The sequence below is a fragment of the Nitrospira sp. CMX1 genome (assembly GCF_054902215.1).
Window position 1 is genome coordinate 70755 of sequence record NZ_JBUBKD010000062.1, and the last position, 20461, is coordinate 91215.

Below are 20461 nucleotides of genomic sequence, written 5' to 3' on the forward strand. Positions count from 1 at the left end.
CTTGTTCAAAGTAGGTTTATCCAGCAAGCGTCATCGGGTCCCCACCGGCTGTGAAGGTGGAAGACCGATGTCGTGCCCCTCCAGGGACAAGTCAGGAACTGCCACATCTGCTGCATCACGTTCTGCCTGGAGTGCATGTTGGCTCTTTTGTTTTTCAATAGTAGGGGCGACTCCCACATATTCAGGTGGAACAGGAGAACCTACGACGCCACACGCAAGTAACAGACCGGCTGCGATCAGAATCACCAGGGCTCTCATGCGAGGTATTTCTCCAGCTCCTTGATCCGCCGATCCACTCGAGCGTGAGCGGTTCCACCGATTTGTCTTTTGTGATCGATGGCAGCCACGGCAGTCAACCGTGAAAACACATCTTGTGCGATGTGCTCGGAAAATTCTTGTAACGATTCGAGTGAAAGCTCGGTGACGTCACATCCTTGATCGAGGGCAGTTCGAACGATTCGCCCCGTAATGCCGTGCGCCTCACGAAACGGCACACCTTTCATGACCAAATAATCGGCCAGTTCGGTGGCCAGCAGTCCGCCTCCTTGTAATGCGTGCGAGAGCGTCTCGCGGTTGACCCGCACATGGCGCATCAGTTCGGTCATGACTTCAAGCGAGGAGTTCACCGTATCCAGAGCGTCAAACAGTGCCGGCTTGTCTTCCTGTAAGTCCCGATTGTAAGTAAGAGGGAGAGCTTTCATCAGGGTCAGCAGATTGAGCAAGTGTCCGTACACACGACCTGTTTTCCCTCGAACCAACTCAGGGATGTCCGGGTTCTTCTTCTGCGGCATCATGCTGCTTCCCGTGCAGAAGGCATCGGGTAAGTCGACGAATTGGAACTCTTGGGAGGCCCACAGAATCAGTTCTTCACTCAGTCGCGACAAGTGCATCATCACGATGGACAGGGTCGAGGCCACTTCAATCATGAAATCGCGATCGGACACTGCATCCATGCTGTTGTCGGTGACGGCAGGAAAATACAATAGGCCCGCTGTGTACTCGCGGTTGATGGGATAATTGGTACCGGCTAAAGCCCCCGATCCTAGCGGCATGACGTTGAGTCGACCCCTCGCGTCACACAGTCGACCCTTGTCCCGTTCGAGCATCTCGACATAGGCTAAGAGGTGATGAGCGAACAAGACGGGCTGTGCCCGTTGGAGGTGGGTATAGCCGGGCATCATCGCCGTACGGTTTTCAGCCGCCTTTGCAACCAGCACACGTTGTAATTCGATCACTCGTGCACGGAGCTTGTCTAACTGGGTGCGCAAATACAGCCGAATATCCAACGCGACCTGATCATTCCGGCTTCGGCCCGTGTGTAACTTCCCTCCCAAGGGGCCGATGATTTCCGTCAAGCGCCGCTCGATCGCCATATGAATATCTTCGTCTTGAGCGGTAAAGGCGAACTGCCCGCGATCCAACTCTCGTTTCACAGCGTCCAACCCGCGGATGATTTTTCGTGTTTCTGTTTCCGTCAGGATCTTTGCCTTCGCAAGGGTCTTACAGTGGGCGATGCTCCCGGCAATATCCTCGGCATAGAGCCGGCAGTCGACCATCACCGAACGCGTAAACGCTTCAACCAATCGATGGGTTTTCTCACGAAACCGGCCATCCCAGGCTTTCCCTGCGTGGTCAGCTGCCTTTGGATGGTGTTTGCGTTTGGCCATCAGGATGAGGCTTTCTTTCTTTGGGCGCGAATCTTGAGGCGCAATGCGTTCAATCGGATGAACCCTTCCGCGTCTTTCTGGTTATAGACCGCATCCTCCTCGAATGTGGCGATATCCAGTCGATAGAGTGATCGCTTCGACTTGCGCCCCGCCAAGGTGCAACTCCCCTTATAGAGCTTGACTCGCGCGATGCCGCTGACGTCTTTCTGAGCCTCATCGATCGCGGCTTGCAGCATTTCCCGCTCCGGGCTGAACCAATAGCCGTTGTAGATCAAGCCGGCAAACCGTGGGATCAAGCCGTCACGGAAGTGCAGGACCTCACGGTCCATCGTCAAAGACTCGATCCCTCGATGCGCGACATGGAGGATCGTGCCTCCAGGTGTTTCATAGACTCCCCGTGATTTCATCCCGACATACCGGTTTTCAACCAGATCAACCCGTCCGATCCCATGTGCGCCGCCCAATGTATTGAGATGGGCGAGGAGTGCCGAGGGTCGCATCTTCTTGCCATCGACGGCGACGGGGTTGCCTGCATGATATTCGATCTCGACCTCCTGCGGCTTATTCGGTGCTTTCTCCGGAGAGACGGTCAATTGGAATATTTCGTCCGGTGGCGATTCCCAGGGATCTTCGAGGATACCGCCCTCGTAGCTGATGTGGAACAGGTTGGGATCCGTGCTGTACGGTTTGGCCTTGGTCGCGGTCACGGGGATACCGTGCCGTTCGGCATACTCAATGAGTTCACGACGAGACCGCATGCCCCATTCCCGCCAGGGTGCGATGATCTTGAGTTGCGGGGCGAGGGCCATGTAGGTGAGCTCAAAACGCACCTGATCATTCCCTTTTCCTGTGGCTCCGTGTGACACCGCTTCGGCGCCTTCTTTCAACGCAATTTCGGCCTGCCGGCGGGCAATCAGAGGACGGGCAATCGAAGTGCCGAGTAAATAGCAGCCTTCGTACATCGCGTTCCCGCGTAACATTGGAAACACGTAGTCTTTGACGAACGTCTCCCGCAGGTCTTCGACATAGACCTTCTTTACACCCAGTGCCTGGGCCTTCTTCTTCACGGCGTTGAGGTCTTCGCCCTGCCCCAGATCGGCACAAAAGGCGATGATCTCGGCCTGGTAGGTTTCCTGGAGCCATTTGAGAATCACGGAGGTGTCCAGTCCGCCGGAATAGGCCAGGACAATTTTTTTGATGGGCTTTGGTTTCATACGGTGCAATCCTATCCTCTGCGTGTCTTGCGGCTGAGTAGTTGAGTCAAAATCGCTTTCTGCATGTGCAATCGATTTTCTGCTTGGTCGAGCACCACCGATTGTGGACCGTCCAGGACCTCGGTGGAGATTTCTTCCCCACGGTGCGCAGGAAGGCAATGCATGACGATGGCATCCGGCTTCGCCCGCTGCAGCAGTCGTTGGTTGAGCTGATACGGTGCCAGGACCCGTAACCGTCGGGTCTGCTCCCGTTCACGGCCCATACTGATCCACACATCGGTATAGACGACGTCGGCTTCCTTGACGGCCACCTGGGGATTCTCGACCACCTCGATGCTGGCGCCGGTACGGTGTCCTTCGATTCTGGCCTGATCGATCACACGCTGGTCCGGCTGGTAGCCGGATGGACATCCGATGACCACACGCATTCCCATCTTGGCTCCCGCTTCAACAAGTGAGTTAGCCACGTTGTTCCCGTCTCCAATGTAGGCCAAGCTGAGGCCCTTGAGTCGTCCTTTCAGTTCCTGAATGGTCAGCAGATCGGACAAGGCCTGACAGGGGTGACTGTGGTCGGTGAGCCCGTTAATAACCGGCATGGTGGCTTCAGTAGCCCACTCCTCGACGATCACATGGTCATAGGTACGGATGACGATGCCGTCGAGGTACCGGGATAGGACACGTGCGGTGTCCACAACCGTTTCGCCACGGGAGAGTTGGATATCACTCATCGGTAGCACCAGGGCGTGGCCGCCGAGCTGGTTCATCCCGGCCTCAAAAGACACTCGAGTCCTAGTCGATGGTTTTTGAAAGAGAAGCCCTAGCGTCTTGCCGCGAAGCAACCGATGAGGGACCCCTTGCTGCTGCTTCTTCTTGAGGGTACTTGCCAGTCGTAGGAGCGCAAGGACTTGCGTCCGTGGCATGGTGGCCACGTCAAGCAGATCCTTGGCGTAGCGCTCGGTACCGCGTGGATATCGGGTTCGTACGGCCATCAGTGGTGAGCGTCTTTTTCCGCCGCCTGGCGTCGAGTAAAGAGTGCCCCGAGGAGATCCATAAGTCGGTCGATCTCCGGCTGTGTAATGATCAAGGGCGGAACCATACGCAGCACCCGCTCGTTCGCGGCATTCAAGAGCACGCCGCGTGCGAGCGCATCGGTGACTACCGTCCTCGCATCGATTGTCAATTCCATTCCTTGCAACAGGCCAAGGCCTCGAACCTCTTGGACGATTCGATAGCGGCCCTTACAGTCGGCTAACCCTTTGGCTAGATACTCTCCCATACGTTTCGCGTTTTCCAGCACAGGTCCCTCGAGCAGTACGTGGCAGACCGCGAGGGCGGCGGCACAGGCCAGTGGATTCCCGCCGAATGTCGAGGCATGAGAGCCAGGGGTGAAGGCTGCCGCTACGGATTCTTTTGCGAGGCACGCGCCGATCGGGACGCCTCCGGCGAGGCCTTTGGCCAAGGTCATGATGTCGGGCTGGACTCCCAGTTGCTCATAGGCGAAGAGCGTCCCGGTTCGTCCCATGCCGGTTTGGATCTCATCAAAAATAAGAAGGATGTCGTTCTGGGTGCAGAGCTGTCGGAGGTTTTTCAAATACTCCCGATCGGCGACATGCACCCCACCTTCCGCCTGGATTGGTTCCAGCATGATGGCCGCAGTTTGCTCGGTGACAAGAGACTCAATCGTCGTGAAGTCATTGAATGGGGCATAGGCGAATCCGGGCATCAGCGGTTCAAAGCCTTTCTGAACCTTTTCTTGGCCGGTCGCCGTGACCATGGCGAGGGTCCGGCCATGGAACGAATTTTTCATCGTGATGATTTCGAAACGAGCCGCTCCATAGCGTTCATGTCCGTAGCGGCGTGCCAGCTTGATCGCCGCTTCATTCGCTTCGGCGCCGCTGTTACAAAAGAACACACGGTCTGCGAAGGAATGGTCCACCAGCAAGCGGGCCAGCTTCACCTGGGGCTCGGTGTAATAGAGATTCGAGGTATGGATGAGTTGGGCTGCCTGGCGTTGGATCGCCTGGACAAGATCCGGATGCCCATACCCTAAAATGTTCACGGCAATCCCAGCGACAAAATCCAGGTACTCACGCCCCTCCAGATCGTAGACCTTCGCCCCACGCCCCCGCACGATCGAGAGCGGTTGGCGGCTGTAGGTCTGCATCAGATACTTGGCTGCGTCGTCCTTCAATTCTTCAGTCGGCATATGACGTATCCCTTGATAAAGAAAAGAAAAGTAGCACAGGGTCAGTAGCAAGAGCAATAAGTGCGGAGGGAAGCAGAGGACCTCAAGAGAAGCAGGATCGGGGCGCATGCAGGAGGCTCATACTGGTTCAAATCATCCGCTCTTCCATTTCGGAGTATGGTAAGCTGCTTCGCCATGACGATGTGTGGTCAGTGTCAGCAGCAGAACCCCGACGATGCCAACTTCTGCCATCAATGTGGAGTGAAGTTGATGGAAGAAAAGGTGTCCGAGGAGACGGCCAGTGGGAGTACCACGGCCCGACCTATTCAGGACGAAGAGACAGTCTGGCGCCAGTTTATCGGACCCAATGCGGACTATTATTTGAGGGTCTTCAAGAAATTTTCAGCGAATGGGCAACCGCGGTTTGCCCTGTCATGGAACTGGCCGGCGTTTCTCTATATTTCATTTCTCTGGTTTCTGTACCGGAAGATGTACCTTCACGCGTTTGTCTATGCCGTTGGGCCGATGGTCTCAACCTATTTCACGGGCGATGTGTCCGCCGGTATAGTTTGGAGCGTTATGGCGGGGGCCACGGCCAACTATCTCTACTATTGGCATTGTTGGGAGCATATCGGGGAAATGAAGCGAACGAGTCGGATGGACCATGGCGCGCAAGACACCGCGTTGAAAGAGTCCGGCGGTGTGCAGCCCTATGTCATCTGGGTCGGTGTCGTCTTCTATCTCATTTTCCTGGCGACATTGGTCAAAATGGTCCAGGAAGGTCCGCCTGCTTTGGAGCAGCCGTCTGGTCATCCAGCGAAGGAAGCAGCTCCACAGCCGCAGGTGTAACCTTCCAGGATAGTGGGTACCCAGTGACTACCTTGATGTAAGAGAGGAATTACGATGGCTCGATTGGTTTTGCTTCGTCATGGAGAATCACAGTGGAACTTAGAAAATCGCTTTACCGGATGGGTGGATGTGCCGCTGTCCGCAAGGGGGATGGAGGAAGCGAAGCAGGCCGGTGAAAAGCTTCGGGGATTTACCTTTCACCGCGCCTTTACCTCGGTCCTCATGAGGGCGAACGAGACCTTGCGTATCGTGCTGGAAACGATCGGGCAGACAACAATCCCGATCGAGAAGGATAAAGCATTGAACGAACGGATGTACGGGGAGCTCCAGGGACTGAACAAAGCAGAAACGGCACAAAAGTACGGCGATGCACAGGTGAAGATCTGGCGGCGCAGTTATGATGTGAAGCCGCCTGGTGGAGAGAGTTTAAAAGACACGGCCGAGCGGGCGTTGCCCTATTACGAGCAGCGGATTAAGCCTCATCTCCTGAAAGGTGAAACCATCATTATTGCCGCGCACGGCAACAGTCTGCGTGCATTGGTTATGCAGTTGGAGCAGTTGTCGAAAGAAGCGGTGTTGGAACTCAATATTCCAACTGGAGTGCCGTTGCTCTATGAATTTGATGATCGCGGCAAGGTGCTGTCGCATCGGTATCTATGATTGAGTCATGGAAGTGCTGAGTGTTGCTCGGAACGTAACGCTCTCGAAGGGCTGCTCGAGGTGACAGGTTCTTATCCTATCTGATCCAGGAGCCGGCCGTATTCGGAAGCCGGTGCATAGTCGATCAGCAGTACCAGGAGTTTTTCGCGCTCGCCTGCTTCGATGAAGCCCAGGTCTTCCATGAGGCCTGCTGTCTCTGCGCAGATCCCCATGGGGTTGATCCCTTCCTGATCCACCAGTCGGGCATAGTGCTCACGCCGCTCACTCAACTCTGGTTGATACTCCCTCCAGGTGCCTGCGCCCAACTGTCCAGAAGGCCACCACTGGGTCTGGATGGAATCGAACAGGTCTTCTTTGATGAGGGCTCTGTACTTGGAGGGGATATGCGCGTCGATGGCAGCCAGCGCCCAATAGAGATTCAGGGAGAGAATCTCTCTGGCAATGTGAGGTACCTGGGACTCAGCGGCCCCGACCCCATATTCCTCAAGCTGTGAGAGGGTAATAGGGGGCGGCATTGTCTTGAATAGGGCTGTGGCGGCTTCCGCTGGTGTCATGGCTATCCTCGTGGTGCTGGGCAGCATACTGCACCACGTGTTTTCCCCTCAAGCGGGGGTCTGCCGAGCCAGTAAGGGCAATATGCCTGTCAGGGAAGCAGGAGACCTATGTTTGCGACAACTCCGTCGTATGAATCGGACACAGGCAGAATTTGAAGGACAAAGCAAGGAAGAATGTGTGAGCGAGGGAGAGCATTGCGCCTCCCGGCCCATAACGGGCCTGGAGGCGCGACAGTTAACAGCTCAGCGTGTGGCGATTTTTTGAATCATGGTTCCGTATGGAGCTGCCGTTTTGTTGCCATCTGGAGTCTGCCCATCCTTCTCACCGGCGGAAGCGATCGGCTGGCCCGATTGGGTCACAATAATCTCGACCCGCCGGTTCTTGGTCCGGCCTTCTTCTGTGTCGTTGGTCGCAACGGGACGGGAGTCAGCATAGCCGACGGCCTTGACTCGATCAGCCCCTAGCCCACCTTTGATCAACGCGCGACTCGCGTTTTCGGCGCGGGCCTGGGACAGCTCGGCGTTATCCTTAAACGGGCGCTTAGGATTGTATTTGACTGGGATGCTGTCGGTATGCCCGGCCACTTCGATGCTCTCAGGACGGAATTTCCGTAAGGCGACGCCGATTCGCTTGACCAGGGAGGCTCCTGCCGGTGTCATGGTCACTCGTCCTGCGCCGAACAGTTCTCCTGATGCCAATGCAAGTGTGAGCTTGTCACCGCGTTGCTCCATCACCACGGTGCCTCGTTTCAGCTCGTCCTTGAGTGCAGCCATCAACTTCTCATTGACCTTGGTGAGGTCAGGCGAGATACGTGCCACAGCCTGTTGAGGAAAGGCATTCTTCATGGAGGGAGTCAGCTTAACTGGCTTCGGCAAGCTCTTCCCCACACTCGCCAGCAGGCGCTTGGCCTGTACGAGCTGCGAGTCGCGGCTGGCGAGTTCCATTTTTAACTCTTGATCTTTGGCCACCAGCTGCAGGTCAAGGTCCGCGATACGTTGCATGGCAACATCAAGCTGATCATTGCTGATCGTAAATTGCCGCTCGATGTCGGCGACTTGCTGCTTGGACAACTCCAGACTGCTCTTGGTCCGGTTCAGCTCCTGCGACATCTGTTGGTGGTTGTCCCGCGCCGTGCAGATCCCCGAGAGTTCTTGCTCCTTCTGATTGAGCTGCGCTTCCAACGCTTCCGCACGGGTTTTTTCCGCGTTCAACTGATTGGCCGCCGCGGTGGTCTTCTCTCGCAAGAGGGTCAGTTCCCTTTCCTTGGCTGTGAGCTGTTGCAGCAGCAACTCAAGCCGTGCCTTTTCCTGCTCGATGTCCGCATCGGCCTTTTCCTTTTCTTTCTCTTGCGCGGCTTCGGCTTCCCCCGTTTGGCTCTGGGGTACGTCGATGGTGATCGACGTCATGGGGGTAATGGCCGAAACAAGCGGAGAGTCATCGGAGACAACCTGCTGAGCAGAGGCTTTCTGGTTGTCCTGCTGGCCGGAATGTGCATCCTCCGGCATCAGAAAGCTGACGAGCAAGGTCAGCCGAGAGGTCCGCTCCCCCTCCGATCGAACGTCACTTGCTTGGGCGGCAGCCAGGCTCGATTCATGTCCATTCGCCACGACGGCGAAGAGCAAGGCACAAGAGAGAAATTTCATCGTCCTTATCATGACCCACCTCACAAAATGATGAAAGTCGGCAATCCGACGAGACCTAGTTTCAAAATATGAACACCCGATGCATAGGGCATCCCTTTATCCTGTTCACACGGCCTCATGTCGACCACGAAACAGAAGCAAGCGATCCGGCCATAGCACGGGATCTGTGACTGAACACGCTCGTGAAATTTGGGTGGTACGAGAAAGTCCTACTATGTCCTATACGCCCTCTCGCGCCGGTTTGCAACTGGGGATGTTCAAGGCACCCTTCTTTTCTCTTCCTTACGGGAAATCGATAAGAAGGAAGGCGTGAGAGGAATGAAAAAGAGATGAAGTATCGAAAATTAATGGTACGTACGACAGGATGGCATACAATATCTAGGGGGAGAGTTGTTGGAGGTCGTCCGTTACCCAACCTCAGAACAGTCCTCTTCACTGAATCCGATCAGATTCACTGTATCCAAAAAGATTCGCCTTCATGGCTGGGGCTTCGGGTCAGCTGTCCAATCCTTAGGAATTTGCGCCATCCTTCTCGGATGTTTCTCGGCCCATTCTTTGCTAAGTAAATTTTCCCACACAAGGAAGCAGCTAAAGGCAAAACAAGCTGGTAGAGATGAATGGCTCTGGTCTATTACGCATGAGACGATTAGGATGGCAGAATGTATCGAACACCCGATGCTCAATTAAAGTGACACCAGTCTTCGCATTCTAATCAGGTATGTTAGTGGAGCACTCTAACGAGGGAGGGACTTATGATCATGACCAAAAGCCTACTCGGTCAGCAGATATTAGCGGCATTCATGCTTGTCCTCGTGCTCGGTGCTCTGTCGATGATCTGGCCCGCCATTATCGCCGTCTTTCTCGGTGTCATCCTGCTGCTCCAATCATTCACCGCTGAGCCGGAGGTGGTGCTGCTGTCCTGGGCCGAGGTCGATAATATGTCGGTCGTCGTCGCCTCACTTCGGCGTCCGGGTCTCCCGACGATTGTCGCGTGACGAGTTCGAGCGGCGTGTTTGTCGGTCGTGGGTATTCTACAGGGGAGGATGGGTTTCGAGGTGCGCATCAGCGCCGACGTGGAGTTTCGGCTCGTATGAGACGGTGGAGACTGGTGTGACGGATGCGCTTGTCCCGTGAGTCTCGCTCTTTCCGGGTGTCGCACGGTGTGAATGAATTAGTCATTCCAGGCACAATAACTCACCTTAAGGATCAATTGAAAGGCTGGCACAGGTTGAGCGTCGAATGATGTGCCATTACAAGACCTCACATCTCCTGGATAATATTATCGGCTTCTAGGAGCCTATCCGACATTGATGAAATTGGTTGATTTAAGAGGATCGATCATATTGGTCGGATCGAGATCGTAGCTCCTAAACCAAATACGTGAGCCAAGATTCACACACTTCCTAATCTTGGACAGGCTCCTAGACATCAACGTGAGAACCACCCTTTGATTACCGTAGCCCCATCGCGGAAATAAATAGGCTCATGGTTTATGGTCGTGCGGCTATAGAGCTTGGAGAGGCACAAAAGGCCTACGACCTTCTTTCCAGAGAATGCGAGCTGGTGGAGCATACGTTTAGATCGGAGTCGACCTATGCTGGGACTAGCATGATCGAGGAAAAGAAAAGGGGGTTGGGAATCTTTTTGTGCTGAGCCGTCAAGCGTGTTCAGCTCAGCCCGCGACTTGATGACTTTCTGCCTGACCTGAGTGCGTGCTAGAGCATTTTCTATGTAGCCATACATAATACCCTGCGGCGCCGACGTAATAGCGACATTCGTCTGGCGAGAAGGCATCGAGGAGTTTGCTGATTTCGTTCCGAAGGGCCTCGATGGTGCGGTGGGCGGATTTTTTGAGGAGGGCTTTCAGTTTGGAGAAGACCAACTCGATGGGGTTGAAGTCCGGCGAATACGGCGGAAGATAGGTAATCGTTACGCCCACGGCTTCGATGGCCGTTCGCACGTCGTCGTTTTGTGGCTACTGAGATTATCGGCGATGACAATGTCGCCCGGCTTCATGGTGGGACAAAGGAGCTGGCGAACATACACCAGGAATGCTTCCTTCTCCATGGGACCGTCGAGCCCCATGGGGGCGGTGAGCGCCTTCACGCGGAGTCCTGCGATTAGGTGGTGGGTTTCCAGTGACCGTTCGGGACGGCGGCATGGCAACGCTCGCCTTGGGAAGAACGTTCGCACGCACGAGTCATGGACGTATGCGTGCCCGTTTCGTCGATGAACATCAGCTTGTTCACATCAAGCGCGGGTTGGGTTTCCTGCCACTCGGTCCATTCCTGTTTCACGTCTTCTCGTTCTTGCTCGCTGGTGCGCAGCGCTTTTTTAAGCGTCAGGTTTCATTTATCAAACTGATGTCACAGCGCGGTCGTTTTGATCGTCACGCCGTGCTCGGCCAGCCGCTCGCATAACTCAGCGAGCGTCCTATCAACCTGCGCGCCGATCCGCGCGCGAACGGCGATACCCACCCACCTTGTGCGCCGCCCGCTCCTTCTCCTTCTCGTAACGATCCTTGGCGTGGTGCACCCAGCGCAGGTTCACTTCCAGCCGGTTGGCAATCGATGTCGTCCCCTCGCCCCGCTCGAGCCCGCGCAGCACCCGATCCCGTAAATCCTGTGAATAGGCCGCCATCCTCGTCCCTCCCAAAAGGCAGCCTCAGTAGAACGCGTATTCTGCATGATTAAATAGAAACTGCTCTAGCGGCCGTTTCTCTTAAGACTCCGGATCAGTAGGATGCGGCTCTACTAGACTTCCCTCACCACGCTCATTCCAGCGACCTGTTTGGCGGAATATATGAACGCAAGAACGGATCGATCACGCCTGTGCACTGAATCAATTTGGATACTTCCAGAATACAATTGGATACACTGGCACGACGCGTTGTCTCCTTAGTTAAGGCACGATTCTCGATGCGGTGAGTCAGTCGTGTGTGTTCCTCATGGCCCGCTCTTTGCTGGTAAATATCGCGTCGAATCGCCCATCCTGCCTCATACATCATTTCAGGATGGGTTTTTCATCACCTCGTGCTACAACCTCGTATCTGGGAGGGTTTATGACATCCATGATTCTTCGCATCTGTCTGGTCGGCTTGGTCGCCGTATTGAGTATAGGAGGTGTGGCCCGGGCGCAGTCTTCCGAACGTTCATATGCCTGGCAACAGGGACCACTCGAAGCGTCGCTCGGAGAACAAGCCACGCTCAAGTTATCAGCAGACTATCGCTTTCTCGGATCGAAAGACACTGAGAGGCTCTTGAGAGAGATGGGTAATTTCCCTTCAGGTGCGGAGCTTGGATTGGTCACAGGTGGCTCGGGGGATAGTGATTGGTTTGTGGTGATTCGATTTATTGATGCAGGGTATGTGGAGGATGATGATGCGTCAGCCTGGGACGCTGATGAAATGCTGGACTCTATTAAGGAGGGAACGGAAGAGGCCAATGCCAAGCGACGTGAGATGGGGATGGAGGGGCTGACTGTCAGAGGGTGGGAAGAAAAGCCACATTACGATAAGGTCACAAACAAGGTGGTGTGGGCGATTGCCGCTGAGACCAGCCACGGAACGACGGTCAACTACAACACCCTCGCACTGGGTCGTCACGGATACATGAGTATGAATCTCGTGGCTGATCTGGCTCAGTTGCCTAGGCTCAAACCTCATGCGGCGAGTTTGTTATCGAATCTCAACTTTGTGCAGGGCAAGCGATACACAGACTTCGACAGCACGACTGACAAGGTCGCGGCGGTTGGGCTGGCTGCACTGGTTGCGGGCGCGGCCTTTAAATCAGGGCTGTTGGCCAAGTTACTCGTCTTGATCATTGCCTTCAAGAAGGTCATTCTCCTCGCTGGAGCGGCTGTGGTGGCCTGGGTGTGGAAGATCGTCAAGGGGCGTTCTACGACGACGCCATCGACCTGATGGAAACGAGATGAAAACGCTGATTGCCCTGCTGGCAGGAGCGAAGTTCGGCAAGGTGTTGCTGACCTCCGGCACGATGCTTCTGTCGGTCATCACCTATAGTTTTGTCTTTGGGTGGTGGTATGCGGTGGGATTCGTCGGCCTGATTTTTTGCCATGAAATGGGGCACTTTGTCGCTGCCCGACAACGCGGATTGGAAGTAGGGGCTCCGACGTTCATTCCATTCGTCGGTGCATGGATTCAGCTGAAAGCTCAACCGATGGATGTGGAAACGGAAGCCTATGTGGCCATGGCTGGACCGGTCGTCGGAACCATCGCCGCCATGGGGTGCTTCTATGCCGCCGACTCCCTCCAGAGTCCACTTCTCCGGGCCTTGGCCTATGCGGGGTTCATGCTGAATTTGTTCAACCTGATCCCGCTGGCTCCTCTTGATGGGGGACGTATCACGTCGATTATTTCACCGAAAACATGGTGGATCGGAGCTCCGTTGATCGTGGTTCTTTTCATCTGGAACCACAGCCCCATGCTATTGCTTCTCGCACTCCTGTCGATTCCCCACCTGCTCTCGACGTTCCGGCGGAATAGTTCTGCGATGCCTGAACGGTATTACGACGTATCACAGTCCACTCGTTGGAGCTATGCCACCTACTATCTCCTGCTCGCGGCTTTTCTGGGCGTGATGACCTATGAGACGCATCGGGCGGTGGGACTGTAGCCCTGCATGCTTGGAAGGCAGGATGGCGTACGGACTTCCACCTATGCTGGTAGTATCGGCTGTCAAGTTTTGGAGCTCCACGCTTAGACACGTGAATGTATGGGGCGTCGCTGTGCAAGAACGCCTTGATAAGCCAGGAACCGCATAGACTCATCCTTTCGTGGTGAGACGGTAGCAGGAGTCAGACCAGCCAAGGAGGCTGAAGGGTGGGCAGTCAAGGCCACTGTTATCGTCCGTTTCCATCGAGGTTGCGGATCAACACGGCGCGGCCGTGACGATCGAGCCAGGATTGGATCAGATCACCCACATGGGCCGGGCGGTCAATCCTCGTATTCTCATCATGCGGAACACGGAGTTCTCTCCCCTGGCTATCTTGAATCAGGTAGGCGCCACCTTCTAAGGCCTGTACTTGACCGACCACCGATGTGGAGCGCAGTTCCTCGGTCGATAGCCCCAAACGTTTTTGTTCACCCAGCGTTCCAGACACGATCCCTAGTCCGAGATATTCCTGCGACAGCTGTTCCTGCATGATAGTTTGAGCGCACCCGGTTGCCAAGACCAGCAGGGTAGGGAGCCACAAGGCATGTCGGTAAGTGGTGAATGGTGGCATCATGGATGCGCCTCCACGAATGAGAGTGATGAGGGTCGTTTCAAGAAAAGACCAACAGGCACCGTGTCGTCACTATTTCATAGAGAGATGGAATGCTCAAGGAAGCGATGGAAATAGAACGGCAGTGTTGGACGAGCAGCGGTGCAGCTACCGTCCTGTGTGAATGTCACGACGACAGGAATTCCGACATTCTGGCTGGGAGGAGCTTACGCTGCTTTGGCAGGGCGCCAGCGGAGACCGACGCTCAGGAGCTCTTGCAGCAGTTCCGTGTAGGCGTAGCCTGTTTCCTTGGCCGAATCGGCGAAGTCTTCATCTTCCGCAATTTGCGGATTCGGATTGGCCTCCAGCACGTAGAGTTGCCCCTCGGCGTCCATTCTCATATCAATTCGTGCATAGCCGCTGAGTCTGAGCGCACGATAGACCCGCTTAGCCAGGTCTTGGATTTCTTGAGCCTTCCCTTCCGGCAGGTTGTCCGCTTCTCGCGATGTGATGCCGTACTTCTGTTGATATTTCCTGCTCCATTTCACCCGCTCGGTCGCGATGCGTTTGGCGTCATCCGGCAACTTATCCATGATGAGCTCCCACACCGGCAGCACTTGGAGATGTCCGTTGCCGATGATGCCGACATAGAGTTCTCGACCCTCGATATACCGTTCAACCAATGCCCCACTTCCGACGCTATTGTGAACAAAAGCCACCCGTTCACTCAGCTTGTCGTCGTCTTCCACGATTGAGGCTTGTGAAATCCCCAGGGAAGCCTCTTCAGTCACTGACTTGACGATCAACGGAAAGGCAAGCTGCTTTGGCCGTTTGGCCACCCGTCCTTGTGGAACCTCCATGAAGTCGGGATAGGGGATTCGATGGAAGGACAGGACCTTTTTGGTGAGGACCTTATCCCGCGCCAACATGAGGCCGCGGGGGTTACAGCCGGTGTAGGGCATGTGCAGCAGTTCGAGATACGACACCACGTGCTGATCATAGACCGCCACGCCATCAAACTCCTCCAGTAAGTTGAAGGCGATATCCGGTTTCCACTGATCAATGGCAGTCTGGATCGCACTGAGATCGCTTTTCACGCCGAGTGGATGGACATCATGGCCCAGCTTCTTCAGGGTCGCGACGACATCGTATTCCGTCCGCCAGGCCACCGACTTGAGATCGTGGCCGTTCACTTGCTCGGGTGGGACGAGATCCTCGTGCATGAGGACGAGCACACGCAGTCGCTTCACAAGGCCACCCGATGTCGTCCGCTACGCAGAAAGTTCATAGTATGGACGGTCAGCAGAATGGTGAAGTCGAGTTTGGCTTGCTCTTCCGTCATCGGTACTCGAAGGTTCAATTCACGACAGCGCTGGATCATGTCTTCCAGCACCTGATCAATGGTGTATTGATATTCGCCGGTCCAACTCGCCACCTTTTTGCGCACTTCTCGCCGAAACCGATTCAGAAAGGACGCTGCGCTGATTTTATTCGCGTGGTTTGGCAAGGTGGAGAAGAGTCGTTTCAAGTCCGGGTCATATTGAAGATGGCGCTCGACTCCATAATGTCGCCGCTTGCGTTCATAATGCTCTCTTAGCGTCTTCTTTAATGTCGGCAGCGCATCGACTTCTTCCTGTGTGGTCACACAGGGTGGGGTGTCGGCGAGCTCGTTCATCAGTCCATCAACATACCGAAGCTTCTTCAGTACCGGCCATCCTTGATACCGCTCTTCCCAGAGTGAGTCCGGCGTCAACCACACGGCAAAGGTTTCGGCAAAATCTTCATCGGGGTGGCTTTGCGCGTACCACAAATCCAAGTGACGAACGAAGCTGCGGCTGTAGGGCCGTGGTGAGTAATAGTGCGGATACCGTTGCGACGACTTACCAAACATGTCCTGCCTGGTCTTACGGCGGCGAATTTTGTAAGCGTTCTCGATGGCGTGACCGGCTTCATGGCGGAGAATCCGCAAACACCATTCGGTCGTTCCGCCTTCCACCTCCAACATCTGAGTCTGTTCGAGTTTCGCCAATCGCGGATGAGCGAGATAAAAGGGAATGGCGATACCGGGCACTCCATCCGGGGTAAACCACTCGTTGGAGAGCCAGAAATGCGGACGAAACTGCAGGCGACGGTCTTCCAGTTCCCGGGTTAACTCTGCGATCGGTTGCTCGACAAAGCTGCCGGTAAGTCCGACGTGTAAATCGCACATTGGCAGATCCAACAGTGCCTCGTCGGACCATGTGGCCCACGGGACGTTGTCTTGGCCGACGACCGGAGTCTTGAGTATGTCAGAAACGGTGCGGTCCATAGGAAAGATCTTCCACTATGGCCTGTCGGCAGAGTGCACGAAAAACTATAGCATTTGGATGGTATGCGGTCGGTGATCGTCTTGCAGGTGTCCGAAGAAGCGTAAAACGAGGAAGAAATTGTTCGAAAGCGTACCAGTTTGAACTGGAGTTATGGTTTGCGGGGATCGTGTTGTCTGGAAAACTGTGAGAGCCGAGCCTTCAGGGCTGGTATGGAGTCCCAGATGTGATCGATGACTGACTCGACATATTCTCGTGCCTCGACGATATCCCGTTCCCAATTCGGGAGGGCTTCGTGGAGGTCGAGGATCGGTTCGTCTTTGCCGAAGGCGACCTCATTAAAAAGGGGGACATGCAGTCCGAACTTGGTCTGAAGAAACTCGCGATGACCCAGGCCCATGGCGATGACGAGATCACTTCGCTGAATCACTTCCTTTGTCAGTGTTCGAGGAACATGGGCAGATGGGTCGGTGCCTTTGAGGCGTAGCCGGTTGAGAATTACGGCATGAACCTTTTGGGGCTTGGCTTCGATGCCCGCTGATTCGACCTGATAGGCGGACGGCTGGCCAAGTTGAGCTCGCAACGCATATTCAGCCGCCATGCTTCGGAAGACATTGCCGGTGCAGACGAAGAGAATCGATTGGACCATAGATGATATATCTCCTTTTTCCAGAGTTGAACAGTCGACATCGCCGCAAAGGGACCGCTACAATTGCGATATGAGTAAACCACCAGTTTCAACAGCTGTCCCTAAACTAGACGAAGCGACTGAGAGGATGCAAACACGTCTGTGCCGACTGGTCGGGCAGGCCATCGCGGAGTATCGCCTCATCGAGGAAGGCGACAAGGTGATGGTGTGTCTGTCTGGCGGGAAGGATAGTTATGGGCTATTGGACATCTTGCTCGTCTTGCAACAACGGGCACCGATCCAGTTTGACCTGGTCGCGGTCAATCTGGATCAACGACAACCAGGTTTCCCCGAACAGGTGCTCCCGCAGTATCTCGCCAGCCGCGGCATCCCATTCCATATCGAGGCACGCGATACCTACTCGATCGTCAAGCGACTCATTCCTGAAGGGCAGACGACCTGTTCACTCTGTTCCCGTCTCCGACGAGGCCATTTGTATCGGATCGCGACGGAACTGGGCGCCACGAAGCTTGCGTTAGGCCATCACCGTGACGACATCATTGAAACCTTGTTTTTGAATCTCTTTTATACCGGCAAGCTCAAGGCCATTCCCCCGAAGCTGCGTTCGAAAGACGGCCGTCATTTGGTCATTCGCCCATTGGCCTTGGTCAAAGAGGCAGACCTCGCGCGGTACGCGGAGCTACGGAGCTTTCCCATTATCCCCTGCGATCTTTGTGGCTCCCAAGAGGATTTGAAGCGTAAAAAGGTCAAAGCCTTTCTTCAGGAGTGGGAGCGAGGATCTCCCGGTTGTTCCGACAGCATCGCCGCGGCGTTGACCAATGTAGCCCCATCGCTCTTGATGGATTCTCGTCTCTTTGATTTTAAATCTCTGGCGTCCATGCCCAGCATTCAATCCGATGCAGCCGAGGGCGACGTGTGGTTGGATCACGAGCCGCCGCCACATGAGAATGTCGAGGGGGCGCTTCTATTGCCGTGAACCCTTGGGGCACGTTCCCGTCTCGGTTGCCAGTTCACCGTTTCTACAGCGTGAGCAAATCGGTAGTGCTGGCACGCTTCTTCGCTTGAAGCCAACATTGAAACGGCAAAATCTGTCGAGGGACTGAACGCCAATACCGGCTGGTCCGGCCGAGGAAGCCAATTGAAGACCTGCTTGGTAGGTTGGCATGACGCACGTCTGAGTAAGGGTCAATGAAACGCGCGCTGGTTGGCCGAAAGAAGATTCGCAAGACGATTGTGGAGTGCGCCGAGATCATCAAGGAGTTCAATCTTCGTGTTCGCTAGGAGGTGCTCCATCGCACATGCGCCTTTCCCGCCCACTGCGACATGCCAGCGTTGCGAGAGCGCTCGTAAGCCCTGAAGCAGGTGACCTGTCTCGTTGTCCGATTTCGTTTCAGTCAAGGACAGGAGAATCAGGTCCGGATGCACGCGTTCGCACAACGCCTCCAAATCTGTCAGGGGAAGATTAGGTCCCAGGTAATAGACATGACAACCGCGTGAGGCGGCAAGGTATGTGACGGCTTGAGCGCCGATTTCATGGTGCTCGCCTTCGGGACAGGCAATGAGCACGCGCGGGCCGAACTCGTTTGCCGGCAGTTGGTTGATTACGGAGAATAACTTCTGTTGAATGATCTTCGTGACGTAATGTTCCACTGCGATATTCACTCGTCCTTCATGCCACAGTTCTCCTATCCGTCGCTGTAAGGGGAGAAGAATGCGCTGCACCGCTTCTTCGAACGGGATCACAGCGATTGCCGCGTTCAGTTGCAGTTCAAACCGACCCTTATCGAGTGGATCGAGTCTGGAGACCAGTTCGTCGAGCAGTGAACTGTGGGGAGCAAGCTCCTGCTGTTTCGGGATTGAGCTTGCCCGCATACGTTGAAGCAGCGAATCTCGCCCTTCCATCGCAAGCCCGCCGATAGTCTGACCGTGATCTAGTTCCTCCTTCAGAAAGCGGAAGAGGGAGACGTCCTCATCGCTGTATTCCCGATAGTGATTGGCGCTTCTGGAAGGTTTGACAAGGCTATACCTACGCTCCCACACCCTAATTACATCCTTGGAAAGCCCTGTCAGCTTCGCAACTCTATGAATTCTATGTTTATTCATATCGTTATCTGAATTATTAGATGACTGTCCAATGTTTGTCAAATATTTTGAATTATAACGCTTGAAACATAGGACATTATAAGCTATACATTGGACATACATGTGACACTTATTGGACATGAGAACTATGGAGATCATCATGAACGATGTCATCACAGGCAAGAATACAAGCATCGATGAACTCCACAGACAACCAGCTGCATCTCGCGTCAGCCCTAACAGGTGCGTCCGTCTCACGCACGGTCTAATGAAATCATCGAAGCAGGCATTGTGAGAAATCATCCGGCGAAGCAGCCCGTACAGGCGTTTCGTTCGACGGAGATTTCTTTAAATGTGAAATCACGGCCCAGCTTAGAAAGGACCACCTTTCGTTTACGGGATCATTGCACTAACCAAGGAGGGTTCCAATGCGGAGTCAAACAATCCCCCAATTCGTAGTCGGCATAGCGATTCTGGGAGGAGCCATCTCGCTTGCGACAGCCGCCGACCAACCGGGCGGGGAAAAAGACATGGTGCTCATTCTCAAGGGCGAATTCACGATGGGCAGCAACGAGCATGCTGATGAACCCAGGCATCAGGTCGTACTCGATTCATATTGGATCGATAAATACGAAGCGTCTAACGTTCGATACAAAGAGTTCATGAAAGCGATGAGTCATCCCGCACCAGCCTATTGGGATGACCCGCGACTCAGCAAGCCCAATCAGCCGGTGGTTGGAGTCAGCTGGACTGACGCAAATGCCTTCTGCAAGTGGGAGGGGAAACGCCTGCCGACTGAGGCGGAGTGGGAGCGAGCTGCTAAGGGGCCGACGGGAGATAATCATTATCCGTGGGGTCACGCGATTGATCCTAAAAAGGCCAACTATGGGCAAAATATAGGGCGAACGACACCCGTCGATTCCTATCCGGAGGGTGTGAGTGGTTATGGCGTGTATAACATGGCCGGTAACGTGTTCGAATGGGTGGACGATTGGTATGGACCTTCCTACTACAAGAACAGCCTTGCGCTAAACCCCAAGGGTGCCGATCAGGGCTATAACTTCGCCAATCAAGGACCGGTCAAAGTGCTCCGTGGAGGATCCTGGCTCGCACCGGAATCGTCCCTCCATACGAGTCATCGCTTCTGGAACCAGCCCGACAATAACTCCTATGGTGTGGGGCTAGGATTCCGCTGTGCCAAGTCCGCCCCTGCTCCCACGGATGAGGCCATGCAGGAAAGCCGCGCTGCTTTTATGCAGGCACTGGTCGCGATGGGGGCCGAAAAGCATGCTGATGCGCTGGCCTCAATCGAGAAAGCCTTGTCCGGCGACCCAGCCAACCAGGAATATCTGACGACCCAAGAGCTGATTAAAAAAAGCATGAAGAAGAAATAGGCAAGGAGGCCTTCCACCGTTTCAAAGAGCTTCT

At 54.8% G+C, this 20461-nt stretch carries 22 protein-coding genes; 8 read left to right on the forward strand and 14 right to left on the reverse strand.

Translation table 11 applies throughout. The features are described from left to right. Window positions 1-30 precede the first annotated feature (30 nt). The 5 genes from ACYX34_RS14970 to ACYX34_RS14990 are packed head-to-tail and all read right to left on the reverse strand — an operon-like array spanning window position 31 to window position 5087. A complete protein-coding gene (locus ACYX34_RS14970; protein ID WP_462077377.1) occupies window positions 31-258 on the reverse strand; it encodes a hypothetical protein in 228 nt (75 codons plus the stop codon). Then, the gene (argH, locus tag ACYX34_RS14975; RefSeq protein WP_462077378.1) at window positions 255-1667 is read right to left on the reverse strand and encodes an argininosuccinate lyase; all 1413 of its coding nucleotides are present in this window, start codon (window positions 1665-1667) and stop codon (window positions 255-257) included. Before argH ends, ACYX34_RS14970 begins: the two co-directional genes overlap by 4 nt. Next, entirely contained in the window at window positions 1667-2881 is a 1215-nt protein-coding gene (locus ACYX34_RS14980) for an argininosuccinate synthase (RefSeq protein WP_462077379.1), read from the reverse strand. The genes argH and ACYX34_RS14980 overlap by 1 nt, the downstream gene beginning before the upstream one ends. An 11-nt stretch (window positions 2882-2892) precedes the next feature. Beyond that, entirely contained in the window at window positions 2893-3870 is a 978-nt protein-coding gene (gene argF / locus ACYX34_RS14985) for an ornithine carbamoyltransferase (protein ID WP_462077380.1), read from the reverse strand. Continuing rightward, entirely contained in the window at window positions 3870-5087 is a 1218-nt protein-coding gene (locus ACYX34_RS14990) for an acetylornithine transaminase (RefSeq protein ID WP_462077381.1), read from the reverse strand. The genes argF and ACYX34_RS14990 overlap by 1 nt, the downstream gene beginning before the upstream one ends. A 174-nt stretch (window positions 5088-5261) precedes the next feature. Between ACYX34_RS14990 and ACYX34_RS14995 the strand changes: the two genes are divergently transcribed. Both ACYX34_RS14995 and ACYX34_RS15000 read left to right on the forward strand, forming a co-directional pair. Beyond that, a complete protein-coding gene (locus tag ACYX34_RS14995) occupies window positions 5262-5915 on the forward strand; it encodes a DUF2628 domain-containing protein (RefSeq protein WP_462077382.1) in 654 nt (217 codons plus the stop codon). A 54-nt stretch (window positions 5916-5969) separates the two neighbouring features. Then, window positions 5970-6575, forward strand: a complete 606-nt coding sequence (locus tag ACYX34_RS15000; protein WP_462077383.1) for a 2,3-bisphosphoglycerate-dependent phosphoglycerate mutase — start codon at window positions 5970-5972, stop codon at window positions 6573-6575. Window positions 6576-6646: 71 nt separating this feature from the next. On the opposite strand, the gene ACYX34_RS15005 is transcribed toward ACYX34_RS15000, so the two are convergent. Then, complete coding sequence (locus ACYX34_RS15005) at window positions 6647-7129, reverse strand: hypothetical protein (protein WP_462077384.1); 483 nt, start codon at window positions 7127-7129, stop codon at window positions 6647-6649. A gap of 243 nt (window positions 7130-7372) precedes the next feature. Then, window positions 7373-8773 (reverse strand): OmpA family protein, encoded by a 1401-nt coding sequence (locus tag ACYX34_RS15010; protein WP_462077385.1) that lies wholly within the window; start codon window positions 8771-8773, stop codon window positions 7373-7375. A 752-nt stretch (window positions 8774-9525) separates the two neighbouring features. On the opposite strand from ACYX34_RS15010, the gene ACYX34_RS15015 reads away from it, so the two are divergent. Continuing rightward, a complete protein-coding gene (locus tag ACYX34_RS15015; protein WP_462077386.1) occupies window positions 9526-9768 on the forward strand; it encodes a hypothetical protein in 243 nt (80 codons plus the stop codon). A 677-nt stretch (window positions 9769-10445) separates the two neighbouring features. Here the strand turns inward: ACYX34_RS15015 and ACYX34_RS15020 are convergent. After that, complete coding sequence (locus ACYX34_RS15020) at window positions 10446-10733, reverse strand: transposase (protein ID WP_462077387.1); 288 nt, start codon at window positions 10731-10733, stop codon at window positions 10446-10448. A gap of 199 nt (window positions 10734-10932) precedes the next feature. On the opposite strand from ACYX34_RS15020, the gene ACYX34_RS15025 reads away from it, so the two are divergent. Further along, a complete protein-coding gene (locus ACYX34_RS15025) occupies window positions 10933-11193 on the forward strand; it encodes a hypothetical protein (protein WP_462077388.1) in 261 nt (86 codons plus the stop codon). 16 nt (window positions 11194-11209) lie between these two features. Here the strand turns inward: ACYX34_RS15025 and ACYX34_RS15030 are convergent, their stop codons facing one another. Beyond that, window positions 11210-11413 (reverse strand): hypothetical protein, encoded by a 204-nt coding sequence (locus tag ACYX34_RS15030; RefSeq protein ID WP_462077389.1) that lies wholly within the window; start codon window positions 11411-11413, stop codon window positions 11210-11212. A gap of 421 nt (window positions 11414-11834) precedes the next feature. Here ACYX34_RS15030 and ACYX34_RS15035 point away from each other — a divergent pair, with 421 nt between their 5' ends. Both ACYX34_RS15035 and ACYX34_RS15040 read left to right on the forward strand, forming a co-directional pair. Beyond that, window positions 11835-12692 (forward strand): DUF2167 domain-containing protein, encoded by an 858-nt coding sequence (locus tag ACYX34_RS15035; protein ID WP_462077390.1) that lies wholly within the window; start codon window positions 11835-11837, stop codon window positions 12690-12692. A 10-nt stretch (window positions 12693-12702) separates the two neighbouring features. Next, window positions 12703-13407: a site-2 protease family protein gene (locus ACYX34_RS15040; RefSeq protein ID WP_462077391.1), complete on the forward strand. Its 705-nt coding sequence runs from the start codon at window positions 12703-12705 to the stop codon at window positions 13405-13407. A 226-nt stretch (window positions 13408-13633) separates the two neighbouring features. On the opposite strand, the gene ACYX34_RS15045 is transcribed toward ACYX34_RS15040, so the two are convergent. The 4 genes from ACYX34_RS15045 to ACYX34_RS15060 form a co-directional block, all read right to left on the reverse strand. Then, entirely contained in the window at window positions 13634-14020 is a 387-nt protein-coding gene (locus tag ACYX34_RS15045) for a hypothetical protein (protein WP_462077392.1), read from the reverse strand. A 203-nt stretch (window positions 14021-14223) separates the two neighbouring features. Further along, on the reverse strand, window positions 14224-15246 hold the full coding sequence (locus ACYX34_RS15050) for a D-alanine--D-alanine ligase family protein (protein ID WP_462077393.1): 1023 nt from the start codon (window positions 15244-15246) through the stop codon (window positions 14224-14226). Beyond that, window positions 15243-16304 (reverse strand): putative zinc-binding metallopeptidase, encoded by a 1062-nt coding sequence (locus ACYX34_RS15055; protein ID WP_462077394.1) that lies wholly within the window; start codon window positions 16302-16304, stop codon window positions 15243-15245. Before ACYX34_RS15055 ends, ACYX34_RS15050 begins: the two co-directional genes overlap by 4 nt. A gap of 149 nt (window positions 16305-16453) precedes the next feature. Further along, window positions 16454-16951 carry an arsenate-mycothiol transferase ArsC gene (locus ACYX34_RS15060; protein WP_462077395.1) on the reverse strand — a complete coding sequence of 166 codons (498 nt, stop codon included), beginning with the start codon at window positions 16949-16951 and terminating at the stop codon, window positions 16454-16456. 70 nt (window positions 16952-17021) lie between these two features. On the opposite strand from ACYX34_RS15060, the gene ttcA reads away from it, so the two are divergent. After that, window positions 17022-17927 carry a tRNA 2-thiocytidine(32) synthetase TtcA gene (ttcA, locus tag ACYX34_RS15065; RefSeq protein WP_462077396.1) on the forward strand — a complete coding sequence of 302 codons (906 nt, stop codon included), beginning with the start codon at window positions 17022-17024 and terminating at the stop codon, window positions 17925-17927. Window positions 17928-18136: 209 nt separating this feature from the next. Here the strand turns inward: ttcA and ACYX34_RS15070 are convergent, their stop codons facing one another. Continuing rightward, entirely contained in the window at window positions 18137-19054 is a 918-nt protein-coding gene (locus ACYX34_RS15070; RefSeq protein WP_462077397.1) for a MerR family transcriptional regulator, read from the reverse strand. A gap of 407 nt (window positions 19055-19461) precedes the next feature. Between ACYX34_RS15070 and ACYX34_RS15075 the strand changes: the two genes are divergently transcribed. Next, on the forward strand, window positions 19462-20427 hold the full coding sequence (locus tag ACYX34_RS15075; RefSeq protein ID WP_462077398.1) for a formylglycine-generating enzyme family protein: 966 nt from the start codon (window positions 19462-19464) through the stop codon (window positions 20425-20427). Window positions 20428-20461 lie beyond the last annotated feature (34 nt).